The sequence below is a fragment of the Streptomyces sp. NPDC052101 genome (assembly GCF_040680235.1).
Taxonomy (GTDB): Bacteria; Actinomycetota; Actinomycetes; order Streptomycetales; family Streptomycetaceae; genus Streptomyces.
In genome coordinates, this window is record NZ_JBFAWH010000024.1 from 85,006 (window position 1) to 102,449 (window position 17,444).

At 71.6% G+C, this 17,444-nt stretch carries 19 protein-coding genes; 13 read left to right on the forward strand and 6 right to left on the reverse strand.

What is annotated here, in order from left to right; translation table 11 throughout:
- Positions 1-3: 3 nt before the first annotated feature.
- Genes AB0L75_RS32575 through AB0L75_RS32585 form a run of 3 tightly spaced genes read left to right on the forward strand, consistent with a single transcriptional unit; the run spans position 4 to position 2,475 of the window.
- On the forward strand, positions 4-591 hold the full coding sequence (locus AB0L75_RS32575) for a DUF5998 family protein (RefSeq protein ID WP_365188262.1): 588 nt from the start codon (positions 4-6) through the stop codon (positions 589-591).
- Complete coding sequence (locus AB0L75_RS32580; RefSeq protein WP_365188264.1) at positions 591-1,781, forward strand: nucleotide pyrophosphatase/phosphodiesterase family protein; 1,191 nt, start codon at positions 591-593, stop codon at positions 1,779-1,781. Before AB0L75_RS32575 ends, AB0L75_RS32580 begins: the two co-directional genes overlap by 1 nt.
- A 43-nt stretch (positions 1,782-1,824) precedes the next feature.
- Positions 1,825-2,475: a thymidine kinase gene (locus AB0L75_RS32585; protein ID WP_365188266.1), complete on the forward strand. Its 651-nt coding sequence runs from the start codon at positions 1,825-1,827 to the stop codon at positions 2,473-2,475.
- Between the two features lie 23 nt (positions 2,476-2,498).
- Here the strand turns inward: AB0L75_RS32585 and AB0L75_RS32590 are convergent, their stop codons facing one another.
- Positions 2,499-3,290 (reverse strand): VOC family protein, encoded by a 792-nt coding sequence (locus AB0L75_RS32590; protein WP_365188268.1) that lies wholly within the window; start codon positions 3,288-3,290, stop codon positions 2,499-2,501.
- 321 nt (positions 3,291-3,611) lie between these two features.
- Between AB0L75_RS32590 and AB0L75_RS32595 the strand changes: the two genes are divergently transcribed.
- Positions 3,612-4,460 (forward strand): sulfurtransferase, encoded by an 849-nt coding sequence (locus AB0L75_RS32595; RefSeq protein ID WP_365188270.1) that lies wholly within the window; start codon positions 3,612-3,614, stop codon positions 4,458-4,460.
- Positions 4,461-4,548: 88 nt separating this feature from the next.
- On the opposite strand, the gene sepH is transcribed toward AB0L75_RS32595, so the two are convergent.
- Positions 4,549-5,589, reverse strand: coding sequence for a septation protein SepH (sepH, locus tag AB0L75_RS32600; protein WP_365188273.1), 1,041 nt, complete (start codon positions 5,587-5,589; stop codon positions 4,549-4,551).
- A gap of 481 nt (positions 5,590-6,070) precedes the next feature.
- Here sepH and AB0L75_RS32605 point away from each other — a divergent pair, with 481 nt between their 5' ends.
- A complete protein-coding gene (locus AB0L75_RS32605) occupies positions 6,071-6,811 on the forward strand; it encodes a hypothetical protein (protein ID WP_365188275.1) in 741 nt (246 codons plus the stop codon).
- Here the strand turns inward: AB0L75_RS32605 and AB0L75_RS32610 are convergent.
- Both AB0L75_RS32610 and AB0L75_RS32615 read right to left on the reverse strand, forming a co-directional pair.
- Entirely contained in the window at positions 6,735-8,054 is a 1,320-nt protein-coding gene (locus tag AB0L75_RS32610) for a D-arabinono-1,4-lactone oxidase (protein WP_365188277.1), read from the reverse strand. The genes AB0L75_RS32605 and AB0L75_RS32610 overlap by 77 nt on opposite strands.
- Positions 8,014-9,252, reverse strand: a complete 1,239-nt coding sequence (locus AB0L75_RS32615) for an MFS transporter (RefSeq protein WP_365188280.1) — start codon at positions 9,250-9,252, stop codon at positions 8,014-8,016. Before AB0L75_RS32615 ends, AB0L75_RS32610 begins: the two co-directional genes overlap by 41 nt.
- A 172-nt stretch (positions 9,253-9,424) precedes the next feature.
- Here AB0L75_RS32615 and AB0L75_RS32620 point away from each other — a divergent pair, with 172 nt between their 5' ends.
- A complete protein-coding gene (locus AB0L75_RS32620) occupies positions 9,425-10,552 on the forward strand; it encodes a ferrochelatase (protein WP_365188282.1) in 1,128 nt (375 codons plus the stop codon).
- An 8-nt stretch (positions 10,553-10,560) separates the two neighbouring features.
- Positions 10,561-11,376, forward strand: a complete 816-nt coding sequence (locus tag AB0L75_RS32625) for an inositol monophosphatase family protein (RefSeq protein WP_365188285.1) — start codon at positions 10,561-10,563, stop codon at positions 11,374-11,376.
- An 87-nt stretch (positions 11,377-11,463) separates the two neighbouring features.
- Here the strand turns inward: AB0L75_RS32625 and AB0L75_RS32630 are convergent, their stop codons facing one another.
- The gene (locus AB0L75_RS32630) at positions 11,464-11,637 is read right to left on the reverse strand and encodes a hypothetical protein (RefSeq protein WP_023546087.1); all 174 of its coding nucleotides are present in this window, start codon (positions 11,635-11,637) and stop codon (positions 11,464-11,466) included.
- 414 nt (positions 11,638-12,051) lie between these two features.
- On the opposite strand from AB0L75_RS32630, the gene AB0L75_RS32635 reads away from it, so the two are divergent.
- The 4 genes from AB0L75_RS32635 to AB0L75_RS32650 all read left to right on the forward strand — a co-directional run bounded on the left by AB0L75_RS32635 (position 12,052) and on the right by AB0L75_RS32650 (position 15,640).
- Positions 12,052-12,705, forward strand: coding sequence for a response regulator transcription factor (locus tag AB0L75_RS32635; RefSeq protein ID WP_351208943.1), 654 nt, complete (start codon positions 12,052-12,054; stop codon positions 12,703-12,705).
- Positions 12,706-12,711: 6 nt separating this feature from the next.
- Positions 12,712-14,001, forward strand: a complete 1,290-nt coding sequence (locus AB0L75_RS32640) for a HAMP domain-containing sensor histidine kinase (RefSeq protein ID WP_365188289.1) — start codon at positions 12,712-12,714, stop codon at positions 13,999-14,001.
- A 414-nt stretch (positions 14,002-14,415) separates the two neighbouring features.
- On the forward strand, positions 14,416-14,712 hold the full coding sequence (locus AB0L75_RS32645) for a DUF4193 domain-containing protein (RefSeq protein WP_003997302.1): 297 nt from the start codon (positions 14,416-14,418) through the stop codon (positions 14,710-14,712).
- 13 nt (positions 14,713-14,725) lie between these two features.
- Positions 14,726-15,640 (forward strand): hypothetical protein, encoded by a 915-nt coding sequence (locus tag AB0L75_RS32650; RefSeq protein ID WP_365188292.1) that lies wholly within the window; start codon positions 14,726-14,728, stop codon positions 15,638-15,640.
- Between the two features lie 36 nt (positions 15,641-15,676).
- Here AB0L75_RS32650 and AB0L75_RS32655 read toward each other — a convergent pair whose 3' ends face one another.
- The gene (locus AB0L75_RS32655) at positions 15,677-16,141 is read right to left on the reverse strand and encodes a DUF3093 domain-containing protein (RefSeq protein ID WP_365188294.1); all 465 of its coding nucleotides are present in this window, start codon (positions 16,139-16,141) and stop codon (positions 15,677-15,679) included.
- A gap of 170 nt (positions 16,142-16,311) precedes the next feature.
- On the opposite strand from AB0L75_RS32655, the gene AB0L75_RS32660 reads away from it, so the two are divergent.
- Complete coding sequence (locus tag AB0L75_RS32660; protein WP_365188296.1) at positions 16,312-16,896, forward strand: PaaI family thioesterase; 585 nt, start codon at positions 16,312-16,314, stop codon at positions 16,894-16,896.
- Complete coding sequence (gene dut / locus AB0L75_RS32665; RefSeq protein ID WP_365188299.1) at positions 16,893-17,444, forward strand: dUTP diphosphatase; 552 nt, start codon at positions 16,893-16,895, stop codon at positions 17,442-17,444. The genes AB0L75_RS32660 and dut overlap by 4 nt, the downstream gene beginning before the upstream one ends.

Sequence of the window (17,444 nt, forward strand, 5' to 3'; positions counted from 1 at the left end):
GCCATGGCCAAGACCAGTACGACGACCCAGGGGCTGCGCTCGGCGATCGAGCGCAGCGGCTACTACCCGGCCCTCGTGGCCGAGGCGGTGGAGGCCGCAGTGGGCGGCGAGCCCATCCGGTCGTACCTGGTCCACCAGGAGACGACGTTCGACCAGAACGAGGTCCGCCGGCATGTGACGGTGCTGGTCCTCACCGGCAACCGCTTCATCGTCAGCCACACCGACGAGCAGGCCGCCGACAGCACCTCCCCGACCCCGTACGCCACCACCTCCACCGAGTCCGTGAAGCTCGGCCGGATCTCCTCGGTGGTGGTCAGCCGCGTGGTCGCGAACCCGGAGCAGTACACGCCGGGCACCCTGCCCCGCGAGGTCGTGCTGACCATCGGCTGGGGCGCGGTCAGCCGCATCGACCTGGAGCCCGCCGCCTGCGGCGACCCCAACTGCGACGCCGACCACGGCTACACGGGCAGTTCCACGGCGGACGACCTCAGCCTGCGCGTCAGCGAGGCCGGGGACGGCCCGGAGACGGTGCGCCAGGCGCTCGCCTTCGCACAGGCCATCTCGGAGGCGACCGCGGACATCACGCGCTGATGTCCCAGCTCTCCGACTGGGACCACCCGGAACCGCTCGCCCTGGACACGGCGCCGCTGCCCGAGTACGGCACCGGCTCCCTCGCCGACCTGCTGCCCACCGTCGCCGCCAGCATGGGCGTCCCGGGCCCGACCGCCACGATCGGGGAACTGACCGCGGCCGACCGGGTCTGCGTCTTCCTGATCGACGGGCTCGGCTGGGAGCAGCTGCGCGCCCACCCCGACGAGGCCCCCTTCCTGAACTCGCTGCTCGGCAGCTCGCGCGGCGGCACCGGCCGCCCGCTCACCGCCGGCTACCCGGCGACCACCGCGACCTCCCTCGCCTCCGTCGGCACCGGCCTGCCGCCCGGCGCCCACGGCCTGCCCGGCTACACCGTGCGCAACCCGGCCACCGGCGAGCTGATGAACCAGCTCCGCTGGCAGCCGTACACCGATCCGCGCACCTGGCAGCCGTACCCCACGATCTTCCAGCTGGCCCACGAGGCCGGAGTGCACACCGCGCAGGTGACCTCGCCCACCTTCCAGCACACCCCGCTCACCAAGATCGCGCTCAGCGGCGGCGGCTTCCACGGCCGGCTGAGCGGCGAGGAGCGCATGGACCTCGCGGCCGGGCAACTGGCCGCCGGCGACCGCTCGCTGGTCTACACCTACTACTCCGAACTGGACGGCGCCGGACACCGCTACGGAGTCGCCTCCGACACCTGGCGCGGCCAGCTGATGTACGTCGACCGGCTCGCCCAGCGCCTCGCCGAGCAGCTGCCGCCGCGCAGCGCGCTCTACGTCACCGCCGACCACGGCATGGTCGACGTCCCGTTCGACGACGAGCACCGCATCGACTTCGACACGGACTGGGAGCTGCGCGCCGGGGTCGCCCTGCTCGGCGGCGAGGGCCGGGCGCGGCACGTGTACGCGGTGCCGGGCGCCGAGAACGACGTGCTGACCGTCTGGCGCGAGGTGCTCGGCGAGCAGTTCTGGGTGGCGTCGAGGGACGAGGCGATCGCGGCGGGCTGGTTCGGGCCGCACATCGACGAGCGGGTGTATCCCCGACTCGGGGACGTGGTCGCGGCCGCCTGCGACGACGTCCTGATCATCGCGACCGAGCGGGAGCCGAAGGAGTCGGCGCTGGTCGGCAACCACGGTTCGATGACGCCCGCCGAGCAGCTGGTCCCGCTGCTCGAAGTACGCTCCTGACGCTCCCCCCTGTGACTACTCGCCGAAAGGTGCTCAACTCCTCATGCCCGAGCTGGTGTTCTTCTCCGGAACGATGGACTGCGGGAAGTCGACGCTGGCTCTGCAGATAGAGCACAACCGTTCGGCGCGGGGCCTCGTCGGCATGATCTTCACCCGGAACGACCGCGCGGGCGAGGGCAAGCTGTCCTCCCGGCTGGGCCTGGTCACCGACGCGGTGGAGGTCGCGGACGACCAGGACCTGTACGCCTACCTCGTGGACCACCTGTCCCAGGGCCGCCGCGCCGACTACGTGATCGCGGACGAGGCGCAGTTCCTCGGGCCCGAGCAGATCGACCAGCTCGCGCGCGTGGTGGACGATCTCGGCCTGGACGTGTACGCCTTCGGGATCACCACCGACTTCCGCTCCAAGCTCTTCCCCGGCTCCCAGCGCCTCGTGGAGCTGGCCGACCGCATCGAGGTGCTCCAGGTGGAGGCGCTGTGCTGGTGCGGCGCCCGTGCCACGCACAACGCCCGCACGGTCGGCGGCCAGATGGTGGTCGAGGGCGCCCAGGTGGTCGTGGGCGATGTCGACCAGGCGGCGGGCGAGGTGGGCTACGAGGTGCTGTGCCGCCGGCACCACCGGCGCCGGATGACCGCCGCGTCGGCCCGCGCGGCGGCCCTGTCCCCGGACGTCCTGCCGGTCTCGGCCGGCTGAACCGGCACCGTGGCCCCGAGGGTTCAGTGCGGGTTCTGGATCACCGAGAACTCCGCGCCCTCCGGGTCCGCCACCGTCGCCACCAGGCCGTGCGGGCTGTCGTGCGGCTGCCGGACGACCCGACCGCCGAGGTCCGCCACCTGGCGCATCGTCGCATCGGCGTCGGCGACCTCGAAGTACGTCTGCCAGTGCGGCCCGCGGTCGCGGGGCAGGCCATGGCCCACGCCGTGCAGTCCGGCCACCGGACGGCCGTCGAGGTGCAGCGTCACATAGTCGAAGTCGGCGGACAGCACCGGCTCCCGTTCGTAGCCGAACACCGTCGAGTAGAACTTGGAGACGCTCTCCGTCTCGAAGGTCACCAGTTCGTTCCACGCCGGTGTCCCGGGCACCCCGGTGATCGCGGTGCCGAGGTGCGCGGCGCACTGCCAGATGCCGAACACCGCCCCGGAAGGGTCCGCGGCGATGGCGAGCCGGCCGGCCTCCGCGGCGTCCAGCGGGCCGACCGCCACCGTGCCGCCGCACAGCCGTACCGCGTCGGCCGTCTGGTCCACGTCGTCCGAGGCGAGGTAGGGCGTCCAGGCGATCGGCAGCCTGCGGTCCGGCGGCAGCTGGCCCATGCCCGCCACCTCGTGCCCGTCGAGCAGCGCCCGCACATACGGGCCGAGCTGCTGCGGGCCCGGCCGGAACTCCCAGCCGAACAGCTCGCCGTAGAACTCCTCGGTGGCGGCCAGCCCGTGCGCCATCAGGCTCACCCAGCAGGGCGTGCCGGGCGCGCGCCGCGCGTGCGGGCCGGCCGGCTCCCGTGCCTCGGTCATCGATCACTCTCTCCCCGGCCCCTCGCGGTGGCCGTGTCGCTTCCGCTCCCCGGAAGGGGTGTCCACGCCGGCGGCGGGTACGCCCGTGCCGGTGCCCGCATCCTCCTTGGCGCCGCCTGCGATTGAGCGCCGCCGCCCGGCTGTATCTCCGGGAGGATGCCCGATCTGCCGTCTTTCGCCGCTTCCTGACGATGGCCGGCGGGTGTCCGCCGGCTGTACAGCTCGTGCTCGATCCCCTACGCCTCGTGATCGAGCCTGTCCGGCCGAGCAGAGTATCCGGACCTGGACGCCGCGGCCACCCCTGGCGTATGGATGGACGCCATGAGAGCCATCATCACCGCAACCGAACTCGCCCACGAACTGACCGGGGACCGCCCTCCGGTGCTGCTGGACGTGCGCTGGCAGCTGAGCCTGGCCAAGGCGGCGGGCGCCCCGGCCTTCGACGGGCGGGCCGAGTACGAGGCCGGGCACATCCCCGGCGCGGTCTTCGTCGACCTGGACCGGGAACTGGCCGGCGCGCCCGGGGAACACGGCCGTCATCCGCTGCCGGACCTCGCGGAGTTCGGCGCCGCGATGCGCCGTGCGGGTGTGTCGGCGGGCCGCCCGGTGGTCGTGTACGACGGCGGCCAGGGCTGGGCGGCCGCGCGCGCCTGGTGGCTGCTGCGCTGGACGGGTCACCCGGATGTGCGGGTCCTGGACGGCGGTCTGCCGTCCTGGGAGGGCGAGCTGTCCACATGGGTGCCGGAGGCGGCCGAGGGCGACTTCCGGCCGGCGCCGGCGGCGGGGCTGCTGGACGCGGACGGGGCCGCGGCGCTGGCCCGTGCGGGTGTGCTGCTGGACGCGCGTGCGGGGGAGCGGTACCGCGGCGAGGTGGAGCCGATCGACCGGGTCGGCGGGCACATCCCGGGCGCGGTGTCGGCGCCGACGACGGAGAACGTGGGTCCCGACGGCCGCTTCCTGCCCGCGGCGGAGCTGAGGGACCGCTTCAAGGCCCTGGGCGTGTCCGCGGACGCGGAGGTGGGTGTGTACTGCGGCTCGGGCGTCTCCGGAGCCCATGAGGTCCTCGCGCTCGCGGTGGCCGGCATTCCGGCGGCCCTGTACGTGGGTTCCTGGTCCGAGTGGTCCTCGGACCCGTCCCGTCCGGTGGCGGTGGGCGCGGACCCGCAGTAACGGCAGCCGGACGGCGGGCCCGCAGTGACGGCAGGCCGAAGTGGGGGCACGCACGCGTGCCCCCACTTCTCCGTTTCCGCGGGGCCGGTTACTCCTGCTTCTTGCGGCGGGTGCCGAACACGATCTCGTCCCAGCTCGGCACGGCGGCTCGGCGGCCGGGACGGACGCCGTCGGCCTCGGCCTGGCGGTCGGTCGCGCCGATGAGCCGGTCGCGGTGGCTGCCCACGGAGCGCGGCATGAGGACGTCCGCGTAGGCCGAACCGGCCGAGGCGGCGGGGGCCGGCGGTTCCTCGGCGGCCGGTTCCTCGGTGGGTTCCTCCGGCGTCTCCGACGGGCGCTCCGGCACCACCAGGTCGCCCCGGAAGCTCGGTACGGCCTCCAGCAGGCTGGTCAGCGAGTCCCGTTCGCCCGTGCTCTCCTCGGCGGGCTCGGACGGCTGCGCGGGCAGGCTCGGCCGCTCCCGCTCGCTCCGGTCGAGCGCGCGGTCCATCGAACGCTCGCGCGGGAGGCGGGCGATGCGCGGCACGAACGGGAAGCTCGGCTCGGGCACGGCGAGGTCGTCGGACTCGCCGATGAGCGAGCGCGCCTCGTCGTCCACGGCCTGGACGAGCCGCCGGGGCGGGTCGTACGTCCAGCTCGCCGAGTGCGGTTCGCCCGCGACCCGGTAGACAAGGAGGACCTCCCAGGTGCCGTCGTCGCGGCGCCAGGAGTCCCACTGCACGGAGTCCTTCTCGACGCCGCGCACCAGCAGCCGCTCCTGGACGGCCTCGCCGAGCAGCGGCCCGGAGTTCTCGCCGGGGCGGCGGACCGGGGTCTTGCGGGCGCGCTCGGCCATGAAGGCGCGCTCGGCCAGCACCGGGCCCTCGAAGCGCCGTACCCGGTCGACCGGGATGCCGGCGAGCTGGGCGACCTCTTCCGCGGTGGCACCTGCGCGTATACGCGCCTGGATGTCACGCGGGCGCAGATGGCTCTCGACCTCGATCTCGATCTGGCCGAGGCGCGGCCGGTCGCCACGCACGGCGGCGCGCAGGCGCTCGTCGATCGGAAGCGTGTACTCCGTTGCGTCGGCAGCCTTCAGCACCAGCCGTGTGCCGTCATTCGAGACGGCCACGACACGCAGTTCGGGCATGGGGACCTCCCGGGTGGTGCCTGCCGACGTCACGTGCGTCGCTGCTTCCGCTAGTCGAGTGTGGCCTGCCCGGGTGCAGCCTGCCACAACCTTGCCGAGTTGCCCGGCGTGTCGGGCACGGGCCCTGGACCGCCGTTATGGCACGGTTACCTGTTCGCAACGCAAAGTGACCAACTCTGTCACCCTGTGCAACTAGCCCCCCTCCCGGCGGTCCTGCAAGGCCGCGGACACCCTGGTGGGAGACCGGACCCAGGGCTCGCAACAGTACTCCATTTGGACCATGTGCGTGGATGGGCGCGCCGCCCAACTTCTGGCAAGGGCTGCGACTTGGCCTCTGGCAACCGGTTTCGCAGATCACGAACGTGGCGTAGTTCACGCAATCCACAGAAACGGAACTAATGGTTTCGACTGTACGTCCCTATCTCGTGCAGTCGGTCGACCAATGTCGACCGTGTACGGGAAAGGCAGGCAAGTTCCGGGTATGCGTGAAACGCCCCATTCGGGTCGCAAGCGGATCGACCTGAGCGTCCCCCAGGTCGCGGGCGGCGCCCTGGCCGCGGTGGTGGCGGCCAAACTGGCGTCGTACTTCGGGGTGTACGGCACGATCCTCGGCGCGGGAGTCGTCAGCACCGTCGCCACCTGCGGGGGCACGCTGTTCCAGCACTTCTTCAGGCGGACCGGGGAGCAGCTGAGGGAGGCGACGGTCACCACCCGCCCCAGGGAACCCATGCCGCCGGTGCCGGGCGAGTTCAGCCAGGGCACCGTCTATCGCGCGCGTGTGAAGAGCTGGCGCCGGCCGGTGGTCGCGGCCGCCCTCGTGTTCGGGGTGACCATGGCCGGGATCACGACGTACGAGCTGGTGTCCGGCAGCAGCTTCAGCGGCGGCACGGGCACGACGGTCAGTGACGCGGTCACCGGCCGGGGCGCGGGCTCCTCCACATCCCGCTCGCCTTCCGAGTCCGATGAGGATCCGCCCCCTTCGGGCAGGCGGTCCCGGGAGCACCCGGCGCCCGACACCGGCGGCGGTAGGACCCATGACGCGACCCCGACGCCAGGCGGCTCCCCGAGCGCGGAGCCGGGCGACGGACCGAGCGGCGGCCCGAGCGGATCGCCGACCCCCGCGCCCAGCGGGTCCGCCACGACGCCTACGCCCCCAGAACCCTCCGCAAGTAGTCGTTCTGGAACAGCCGTTCCGGATCCAGGCGGTCCCTCAGCGCAGTGAACTCGCCGAAGCGCGGGTACACACGCGCGAAGTACTCGGCGTCCCAGGTGTGCACCTTGCCCCAGTGCGGCCGGCCCTCGTGCGCGGTGAAGATCCGCTCGGCGGCGGTGAAGTAGGCCTGGTACGGCGTGCCACGGAACATGTGGACGGCGATGTAGGCGCTGTCCCGGCCGGAGGCGGTCGACAGGGTGATGTCGTCGGCCGGGGCGGTGCGCACCTCGACGGGGAAGCTGACCCGCAGCCCCGAGCGCTCGACCATGGCCTTCAGCTCGCGCAGCGTCTGAGTCAGAGCCGCGCGGGGGACGGCGTACTCCATCTCCACGAAGCGCACCCGGCGCGGCGAGGTGAAGACCTTGTAGGGGATGTCCGTGTACGTCCGCGCGGACAGCGCCTTGCTGGAGATCCGCGCGATGGCGGGAACGGCGGCGGGGGCGGCGCGGCCGACCCACTGGGCCACCTGGAAGACGCCGTTGGAGAGGAACTCGTCCTCGAACCAGCCGGCCAGCTGCCCCACGGGCTGCTCGGGTCCGGCGCTGCGGTTGTTCCGCTTGGTGTTGGTGTTGCCGGTGTGCGGGAACCAGTAGAACTCGAAGTGCTCGTTCTCCGCCCACAGTTGATCGAATTCTGCGAGGACCCGGTCGAAGGGCATCGGTTCCTCGCGCGCGTTGAGCAGGAACAGCGGCTCCACGGCGAAGGTGATCGCGGTGACGATGCCGAGCGCGCCGAGCCCTATGCGGGCCGCCGCGAAGACCTCGGGGTTCTCCTTCTCGGAGCAGGTGAGGACCGAGCCGTCCGCCGTGACCAGCTCAAGTCCTTTGATCTGGGCGGCGATCGATCCGGACTCGCGGCCCGTGCCGTGCGTGCCGGTGCTGGTCGCCCCGGAGACGGTCTGCTCCATGATGTCGCCCATGTTGGCGAGCGACAGACCCTCGCGCGCGAGAGCCGCATTGAGTCTCTTGAGCGGGGTGCCGGCCTCCACCGTGACCGTCATGGATTCACGGTCGATCCTGCGTATGCCCGTCAACAGTTGAGGGCGGATCAACACTCCGTCGGTGGCCGCTATCGACGTGAAGGAGTGGCCGGTCCCGACCGCCTTCACCTTCAGGCCGTCCTCGGCGGCCCGCCGCACCGCCTCCGCCAGCTCCTCCACGGACGCCGGCGCCACCTGCCGGGCGGGCCGGGCGGAGACGTTCCCGCCCCAGTTACGCCAGGTGCCGTTCTTCCCGCTCGCTGTGCTGCTCAACGGTGCCTCCCCGACCCGCGGCCGGCCTGCGCAGCCGGCGGTACCCGAGGAAACCGACCGCGACCGCGGCGGCCCCGGACACGGCCGGAACCCCGTACCCGGCCCGCGCCCCGGCTGCGTCGATCACCGAGCCGGCCACGGACGAGCCGAGCGCGACACCGACCGCGAGGCCGGTGCTCACCCAGGTCATGCCCTCGGTGAGCCGCGCGCGAGGTACGTGCTCTTCGATCAGGGACATCGTCGTGATCATCGTCGGTGCGATGGACAGCCCCGCAACGAACAGCGCCACGGCCAGAAGCGGCAGGTTTCCGACCAGTAGGAGGGGGATCATACTCACGGCCATCGCCGCCACGCCCAGCAGCCAGCGGCGTTCCGGCGCCCCGGCCAGCCGCAGCAGCCCGAAGACCACTCCGGCCACACAGGAACCGGCCGCGTACAGCGCCAGGACCAAGCTGGCCGCGCCCTTGTGGCCGCGCTCGTCGGCGAAGGCCACGGTGACCACGTCCACCGACCCGAAGATCGCGCCGGTCGCCACGAAGGTGGCCACCAGCACTTGCAGCCCGGCCGAGCGCAGCGCCGTACCGCCGCCGTGCTGCTCGCGCGGGTGCGGCTCCGGCTCGGTGGCGCGCTGGGCGGTGAGCCAGAAGACGCCGGCCGCAAGGAAGCAGCCGGCGAGCAGCGGTCCGGCCTCCGGGAACCAGACCGTGCACAGCCCGATGGAGATGATCGGGCCGAAGATGAAGCAGATCTCGTCGACGACCGACTCGAACGAGTAGGCGGTGTGCAGCTTCTCGGTGCCCCGGTACAGCGCCGCCCAGCGGGCCCGGACCATCGCGCCCAGGCTCGGCACCGAGCCGATCCCCGCCGCGCACACGAACAGCACCCAGTCCGGACCCTTCAGGTGCGCGGTGAGCAGCAGCCCGGCCGCCGCCGCGAGGGCCACCAGGGTCGCCGGGCGCAGCACACGGCGCTGTCCGTGCCGATCGACCAGCCGGGATATCTGCGGGCCGATCGCCGCGGCGGACAGCGCCATGGTGGCCGACAGCGCGCCCGCGAGCCCGTACCGTCCGGTCAGCTGGGAGATCATCGTGACCACGCCGATGCCCATCATCGACAGCGGCATCCGGCCGAGGAGTCCCGCGGCGGAGAACGCCTTGGTGCCGGGCGCGTCGAACAGGGCTCTGTAAGGGCTGGGCACGTGGTCTCCGAAGCGGCTGGGTAAGGCGCGAATGCGGCTGATAGAGCTTACGAGTTAGGCGACCCTCAGCGCACCCCGAATGACCGTGGAAAAAACCGGTATAAACCAACTGGAACCCGACTCGTCACCCCGCTGTTCCCCGGCTGTCAGGGGCGGGTGGCAGGATCGAGACATGCCAGACGCGCTCGATGCCACCCCGTACGACGCCCTGCTCCTGCTCTCCTTCGGCGGCCCCGAAGGCCCGGACGACGTGGTCCCGTTCCTGGAGAACGTCACGCGGGGGCGCGGCATCCCCAAGGAACGCCTGAAGGAAGTCGGCCGTCACTACTTCCTGTTCGGCGGGGTCAGCCCCATCAACGACCAGAACCGCGCCCTGCTGGACGCCCTCCGCAAGGACTTCGCCGACCACGGCCTGGACCTGCCGGTCTACTGGGGCAACCGCAACTGGGCGCCGTATCTGACGGAGACCCTGCGCGAGATGGTCGCCGACGGCCGCCGCCGCATCCTGGTCCTCGCCACCAGCGCCTACGCCTCCTACTCGGGCTGCCGCCAGTACCGCGAGAACCTCGCCGACGCGCTGGCCACGCTGGAGGCCGAGGGCCTGGAGCTGCCGCGGATCGACAAGCTGAGGCACTACTTCAACCACCCCGGCTTCGTCGAGCCCATGATCGACGGTGTGCTGCGCTCCCTCTCCGACCTCCCCGAGGAGGTCCGCGCGGGCGCCCACATCGCCTTCACCACGCACTCCATCCCCACCTCCGCCGCCGACACCTCCGGCCCCGTCGAGACCCATGGGGAGGGCGGCGCCTACGTCGAGCAGCATCTGGACGTGGCCCAGCTGATCGCCGACGCCGTCCGCGAGCGCACCGGCGTCGACCATCCCTGGCGGCTCGTCTATCAGTCCCGCTCCGGCGCCCCGCACATCCCGTGGCTGGAGCCGGACATCTGCGACCACCTGGAGGAGCGGCACGCCGCAGGCGCCCCGGCCGTCGTCATGGCGCCCATCGGCTTCGTCTCCGACCACATGGAGGTCCTCTACGACCTCGACACCGAGGCCAAGGCCAAGGCCGAGGAGCTGGGCCTGCCGGTGCGCCGCTCGGCCACCGTGGGCGCCGACCCGCGGTTCGCCGCCGCCGTCCGCGAGCTGATCACCGAGCGCGCCGCCGTGGAGCGCGGCCAGGAGGTCACCCCGTGCGCCCTGGGTGCGCTGGGCGCGAGCCACAACCTCTGCCCGGTCGGCTGCTGCCCCGCCCGTGCGCCCCACCCGGCCGCCGCCGGTGCCGACAGCCCCTACGCGTGAGGAGACCCGTGACCGACCCCCTGCACCGGGAACTGCTGGAGCTGGCCCAGGAGGCCGCCCGCCGGGCCGCAGAGCTGCTGCGGGACGGCCGCCCGGCCGACCTGGCCGTGGCGAAGACCAAGTCCAGCCCGATCGACGTCGTCACCGAGATGGACATCGCGGCCGAGAAGCTGATCACCGACCTGATCTCCGGCCGGCGGCCCGACGACGGCTTCCTCGGCGAGGAGGGCGCCTCCAGCGAGGGAACCAGCGGCATCCGCTGGGTGATCGACCCGCTCGACGGCACCGTGAACTACCTCTACGGCCTGCCGACCTGGGCGGTGTCCATCGCGGCCGAGCAGGACGGTGAGACGGTCGCCGCAGTCGTCGCGGCTCCGATGCGAGGCGAGACCTATCAGGCCGTGCGCGGTGCCGGTGCGTGGGTGACGGGCGCATGGGAGGGCGAGCGGGCGCTCGCCTGCCGTCCCGCGCCCCCGCTGGACCAGGCGCTGGTCTCCACCGGCTTCAACTACGTCACAGAGGTCCGCGCCCACCAGGCCGAGGTGGCCGGCCGGCTGATCCCGCTGCTGCGGGACATCCGGCGCAGCGGGTCGGCGGCGGTCGACCTGTGCGACGTGGCCTGCGGCCGGCTCGACGGGTACTACGAGCGGGGGCTCAACGCGTGGGACTTCGCCGCCGGTGACCTGATCGCCCGGGAGGCGGGCGCGCTGGTCGGCGGGCGGCCCGGGGAGCGGCCGTCGCGGGAACTGACCGTCGCGGGGTCGCCGGGGGTCTTCGAGCCCCTCCAGCGGCTGCTGGAGGACTTCGGAGCCTGGCACGACTGAGCGGGGGCCGAGGCGGGCTCGGCACCACCACGCAAAGGGACCCCGGCGCTGGATTCGCCGGGGTCCCTTCTTGCGCTGCCGGGCCGATCAGACGCGTGACGCGCCGACCTCCACACCGTGTTCGGCGGCGAGGCGTCGCAGGTCGTCGAGTTCGGCCTGCTCCACTTCGACGAGGAAGTCGTCACCCTCGTCACGAGCCCGCGACAGGTCGGACTCGGTCGCCCTTATGCGCTGCAGAAGTCCTGCGGTGAAAGCGTCCATGCTGCGCCCCCTCGTCCTGGGTCGTGGGTCGGTGGCACGGGGGTGTGCCGTTTGGGAAGGGGCGATCACGTCTCTCGCAGGTGCCCAGCGCTGCCCTGCCGGGCGGCGACGGTGCCGGACACCCGCGCCCACTCTGCCGAAGCGGAGAGCAACGTACCGCATGGTGCTGCGGCACATGCAGAGCGTGATCGCGGGGTGTAAAGCCGTCCTCCCCCCGCTCCCCTGCCCGGAAACCTCAACCGGAGGAGAAAATCTCGTATTCCCCTCCGGAACGCTGATCCGTGCGGCCCGCAACCCGCCTTACAGCCGACTTACGGCCGAAAAGGGCAGGATGGAGGTCACACTCCACGAACACCCCTGCCCGCACGTGCTCACGGCGCGCTACGCGGGTGGACATGAGGAAGGACAAGCGACGTGCGCGTACTCGTCGTCGAGGACGAGCAGCTGCTCGCCGATGCGGTGGCCACCGGACTGCGCCGGGAGGCCATGGCCGTCGACGTCGTGTACGACGGTGCGGCCGCCCTGGAGCGCATCGGCGTCAACGACTACGACGTGGTCGTCCTCGACCGCGACCTCCCGCTCGTGCACGGCGACGACGTCTGCCGCAAGATCGTCGAGCTGGGCATGCCCACGCGCGTGCTCATGCTCACGGCCTCCGGCGACGTCAGCGACCGCGTCGAGGGCCTGGAGATCGGCGCTGACGACTATCTGCCCAAGCCCTTCGCGTTCAGCGAGCTGATCGCGCGAGTGCGCGCCCTCGGCCGCCGTACGAGCGTGCCCCTGCCGCCGGTCCTGGAGCGCGCCGGGATCAAGCTCGACCCCAACCGCCGCGAGGTCTTCCGCGAGGGCAGGGAGATCCAGCTCGCGCCCAAGGAGTTCGCGGTGCTGGAGGTGCTCATGCGCAGCGAGGGTGCCGTGGTCTCGGCCGAGCAGCTGCTGGAGAAGGCCTGGGACGAGAACACCGACCCGTTCACCAACGTGGTGCGTGTCACCGTGATGACCCTGCGGCGCAAGCTCGGCGAGCCGCCGGTGATCGTCACCGTCCCCGGCTCCGGCTACCGGATCTGATCCGCCATGGCCGCGACACCCGCGCCGCCCCAGGCGGCGCCACCGAAGCCCACCTGGGACCCCAGGAGGCCACAGCCCCCCTTCCCGTGGCTGCGCCCGACCATCCGCATACGGCTCACGCTGCTGTACGGCGGCATGTTCCTGATCGCCGGCATCCTGCTGCTGTCGATCATCTACCTGCTGGCCGCACACGCGCTGAACGTGGGCAGCGAGCTGCCCTTCAAGATCCTCTCCGGCTCGGTGGGCAGCAGCAGCTGCAACTTCCCGTCCCAGCCGTCGGCGTCCGAGCTGAACAGCGCGATGAACGAATGCGTCAACCAGCAGCGCCAGCACGCCCTGGACGACCTGCTCAGCCGCTCGCTGCTGGCCCTGCTGGGCCTCGCCGTGATCGCCTTCGCGTTCGGCTACGCGATGGCCGGCCGGGTGCTGTCCCCGCTCGGCCGGATCACCCGCACCGCCCGCGCGGTGGCCGGCTCGGACCTGTCCCGCCGGATCGAGCTGGACGGCCCGGACGACGAGCTGAAGGAGCTGGCGGACACCTTCGACGACATGCTGGAGCGGCTGCAGCGGGCCTTCACCGCCCAGCAGCGCTTCGTCGGCAACGCCTCCCACGAACTGCGCACCCCGCTCGCGATCAACCGCACGCTGCTGGAAGTGCACCTCTCCGACCCGAACGCGCCGGTGGAGCTGCAGCAGCTGGGCAAGACGCTGCTGGCCACCAACGAACGCAGCGAGCAGCTGGTCGAGGGCCTGCTGCTGCTCGCCCGCAGCGACAACCAGATCGTCGAGCGCAAGCCGGTCGACCTGGCCGAGGTCGCCACCCAGGCCATCGACCAGGTGCATGCCGAGGCCGAGGCCAAGGGCGTGAAGATCCGCGGCGAGCGCAAGCCCGCCGTGGTGCAGGGCAACGGCGTGCTGCTGGAACGGATCGCGCTGAACCTGGTGCAGAACGCGGTGCGGTACAACGTGGTCCATGAGGACGTGCAGCGCGAAGCGCTTTTCCAGAAGGGCGGCGGCGGGCGACGGGAGGGCGGCTGGGTCGAGGTGACCACCGACGTCGAGCACGGGCAGGCGGTGCTGACCGTCACGAACACCGGGCCACTGGTGCCGGCCTACGAGATCGACAACCTCTTCGAGCCCTTCAGGCGGCTCCGCACGGAGCGCACGGGCAGCGACAAGGGTGTGGGTCTCGGCCTGTCCATCGTCCGGTCCGTGGCCCGCGCGCACGGCGGCCACATCGCGGCGCGGCCCCATGAGGGAGGCGGTCTGGTGATCCGGGTCACCCTGCCGCTGTGATCAGTGACCAGGTCACGGTGATCGGGACCGACACACGCGGAGTATGTTCGCTTCGCGCGGAATTTTTCAGCCGCCGAATGGGCTTCCTGTTGTGTGATCGATCACATGGACGGATTTTCAGCCATGTACTCTCCGTGATCATGAAACAGGGCACAAAGCGTGGAAAGTCCTGGTTTTCAGGGCTCTTGATCACGGGAAGTACACGGTGAGGCGCCTTTGAGGTGCGGCATTCGAACCGTGTACGGTCCTCTCCGCCATCCAAGTCGATCACTCTTGAGGGGTCGGGTTGGGTGTCGATTGAGTAACAGACCTTGATGTGAGGCAAAATCTCCGCCTCAGGTCGGGCACAAGTCCGGCCTCTCACGCGTTACGTGCGCTGGAGACACCGCAGACACCCAGAGGGGGAGAGCGAATATGGCAACCGATTACGACACTCCACGCAAGACCGACGACGACGTCGACTCGGACAGTCTCGAAGAGCTGAAGGCCCGGCGGAACGACAAGTCCACCTCGTCGGTGGACGTCGACGAGTTCGAGGCCGCCGAAGGCCTCGAACTGCCCGGCGCCGATCTCTCGAACGAGGAGCTGGCCGTCCGAGTGCTGCCGAAGCAGCAGGACGAGTTCACCTGCATGAGCTGCTTCCTGGTGCATCACCGCAGCCAGCTGGCCCGTGAGAAGAACGGCCAGCCGATCTGCCGCGACTGCGACTGAGGTCGGGTCGGCCATGACTGGCTCGACCCCTCCCCGGAAGCACCGCTTCTCCCTCGGGGAAGCGGGCCAAGGGCCGTCCGACGGCCTGTACAGCGCGCGTGACGACGAGCGGGGCTCACCCGGAGTGGTGGCCCCGCTCGGACCGGCGACCGACCGGGCCGACCACCCGGAGCCGGTGCAGCAGCCCGCGCCCGTCGCTCGGCGACGGGCCGCGGTGATGCGTGACAGAGCCCGGGACATGGCCCGGGAAGGGGTCCGCAGGGGTGGCAGCCGCGCCCGCGCGGGCCTGTCCTACCTCGCGGACCGCATCATCGACATCGCCCCGCGTGTCCCGGTACGCGACCTCGCGACTCTGCGCAGGCACTTCCCGGGCCTCGGGCCCGAACAGCTCGCCGACAAGCTCGTGGCGGGCGCCGCGGCAGGGACCTCTACGGTCGGAGCCGGGATCGGTGCGGCGGCGATGCTGCCGGTGCCGCCGGCCATGCCGACCGAGCTGGCCGCGGAGATCACCGGGGTCGCCGCTATCGAGCTGAAGCTCGTCGCCGAACTCCACGAGGTCTACGGCGTCCGACCGCGGGGGAACCTGAAGGCCCGCAGCACCGCGTATCTGTCCTCCTGGGCGGGGGAGCGCGGCGTCGACGTGCTGAAGCCGTCGACGTACGACACGGCCCTCGGTGGCCACATGAAGCGCGAACTGCGTCAGCAGATCATGAAGCGCGTGGTGCGTGACCTGCCCAATCTCATGCCGTTCATGGTGGGCGCGGCGGTCGGTGCGGTCATGAACCGCCGGGACACCAAGAAGCTCGCCGCCCGCATCCGGACCGACCTGCGCAAGATCCAGGTCCCCTGGGACGAGCTGGAGGAGCTTCCGCCGCTGGAGATGCCGGCCGAGCCGCTCAAGGTCCGCGACTTCCCCGAAGAGGCCTAGGCGTCCGCCCAGAGACGCCGCAGAGGCCGTAGAGACCTAGGCGTTCGCCTTGCGGGCCGTCTCGATCGCCGCCGCCAGCCTCTCCGGCTCCCGCGTCGACAGATACAGGTACGGCGTCGGGTCCTCCGGGTCCGTGACCTCCACCTTCAGCGCCGTGGGGATGTAGGCGCGCAGCAGCAGGAAGGCGCGGGTGTCGGCCTTGTACGTCCGCCAGGCGCGGGCCTCCTCCGCGTCCAGCACCTCCGCCTCGCCCAGCGCCGACACCGGGATCTTCGCCTCGCCCGCGATCAGCGAGTCACCCACGACACGGATGCGCAGCGAGCCGTACGCGCTGGCCACCACCGCCGCCGCGGCCGTACCGCCGACCAGGCCGCCGAGCAGCGGCAGGGTGCCGAAGGGGAGCAGGATCAGGGCGCACGAGACGCCCACGAGGAAGCTGATCAGCCACCACGAGCGGGGGGCGGTGAGGCGTTCTTCGTAAGGGGTGGCGGCGAGCTGCATGAGGCCAAGCTTGGCACGGGATCCGTGGACGGCCGCTATCAGGGGGAGCCAGCGCGAAGCGCCGCCGGGCAGGGCGGTGGTGGGTGACGGGCGGTCAAGGGGTTCGGCGTATGGAGTGCTGTCGAGTAGGGCGGTGGTGGGTGACGGGCGGGCGGGTAAGGTCTGCGGCTGTGAGTGGTAGTTCCGCACGTCTTCAGCCCCCCGCCGACGCGGTGAAACCCGTACGGCACCCCGAGGCGCCCGCGCCCGGGGAACTTCTTGGCGCCCACTACGAACACTGTTTCGGATGTGGCCCCGGGCAGTCGCACGGGCTGCACCTGGAGGCCCGGGCCGGTGAAGGTGTCTCGCTGACCGCCGAGTTCACCGTCCAGGCCGCCCACCAGGGCGCCCCGGGCCTCGCACACGGCGGAGTGCTGGCCACGGCCCTCGACGAGACGCTCGGCTCGCTGAACTGGCTGCTGCGCACCATCGCCGTCACCGGCCGGCTGGAGACCGACTTCGTGCGGCCCGTCCCGGTGGGCACCACCCTGCACCTGGAGGCCGAGGTCACCGCGGTGGCCGGGCGGAAGATCTACTCCACCGCCACCGGGCGCATCGGCGGCCCCGGCGGACCCGTCGCCGTGCGCGCCGACGCCCTCTTCATCGAGGTCAAGGTCGACCACTTCATCGACCACGGCCGCGAGGAGGAGATCCAGGCCGCCATGAGCGACCCGGACCAGCTCCGCCGCGCCCGCGCCTTCGAGGTGAACCCGTGACGCGTGACCCCCTGAACGTGCTGCTCCGGCGCGTCGATCCGGACGTACCGCTTCCGGCGTACGAGCACCCCGGGGACGCCGGAGCCGATCTGCGCACCACCGAGGCGTGCGAGCTGAAGCCCGGTGAGCGGGCCGTCCTGCCCACGGGGGTGTCGATCGCCCTGCCCGAGGGGTACGCGGCCTTCGTGCATCCACGCTCCGGCCTCGCCGCCCGCTGCGGTGTCGCCCTGGTGAATGCCCCAGGGACGGTTGATGCCGGGTACCGTGGGGAGATCAAGGTGATCGTGGTGAATCTCGACCCGCGCGAGAGCGTGCGGTTCGAGCGCTTCGACCGGATTGCCCAACTGGTCGTCCAGCAGGTCGAGAGGGTCCGCTTCCAGGAGGTCGCGGAACTTCCCGGCTCCGCGCGGGCCGAAGGGGGCTTCGGGTCCACCGGTGGCCATGCCGCGGTGGGCGACGAGAGCGGCACAAGCGGTCGGGCCGCCGATGGCGGTCCGACGGGTGGGAATCGATACGCTTCGGTTGTATCCGACCGGGAAGGACAGTGA

Bases quoted from the DNA above. Each gene is read 5' to 3' on its own strand.
- AB0L75_RS32650 (WP_365188292.1), top strand. From the start codon at position 14,726: ATGACTGGCTCGACCCCTCCCCGGAAGCACCGCTTCTCCCTCGGGGAA.
- AB0L75_RS32645 (WP_003997302.1), top strand. From the start codon at position 14,416: ATGGCAACCGATTACGACACTCCACGCAAGACCGACGACGACGTCGAC.
- AB0L75_RS32655 (WP_365188294.1), bottom strand. From the start codon at position 16,141: ATGCAGCTCGCCGCCACCCCTTACGAAGAACGCCTCACCGCCCCCCGC.
- AB0L75_RS32590 (WP_365188268.1), bottom strand. From the start codon at position 3,290: ATGACCGAGGCACGGGAGCCGGCCGGCCCGCACGCGCGGCGCGCGCCC.
- AB0L75_RS32640 (WP_365188289.1), top strand. From the start codon at position 12,712: ATGGCCGCGACACCCGCGCCGCCCCAGGCGGCGCCACCGAAGCCCACC.
- sepH (WP_365188273.1), bottom strand. From the start codon at position 5,589: ATGCCCGAACTGCGTGTCGTGGCCGTCTCGAATGACGGCACACGGCTG.
- AB0L75_RS32575 (WP_365188262.1), top strand. From the start codon at position 4: ATGGCCAAGACCAGTACGACGACCCAGGGGCTGCGCTCGGCGATCGAG.
- AB0L75_RS32630 (WP_023546087.1), bottom strand. From the start codon at position 11,637: ATGGACGCTTTCACCGCAGGACTTCTGCAGCGCATAAGGGCGACCGAG.
- AB0L75_RS32595 (WP_365188270.1), top strand. From the start codon at position 3,612: ATGAGAGCCATCATCACCGCAACCGAACTCGCCCACGAACTGACCGGG.
- AB0L75_RS32580 (WP_365188264.1), top strand. From the start codon at position 591: ATGTCCCAGCTCTCCGACTGGGACCACCCGGAACCGCTCGCCCTGGAC.
- AB0L75_RS32620 (WP_365188282.1), top strand. From the start codon at position 9,425: ATGCCAGACGCGCTCGATGCCACCCCGTACGACGCCCTGCTCCTGCTC.
- AB0L75_RS32605 (WP_365188275.1), top strand. From the start codon at position 6,071: ATGCGTGAAACGCCCCATTCGGGTCGCAAGCGGATCGACCTGAGCGTC.
- AB0L75_RS32585 (WP_365188266.1), top strand. From the start codon at position 1,825: ATGCCCGAGCTGGTGTTCTTCTCCGGAACGATGGACTGCGGGAAGTCG.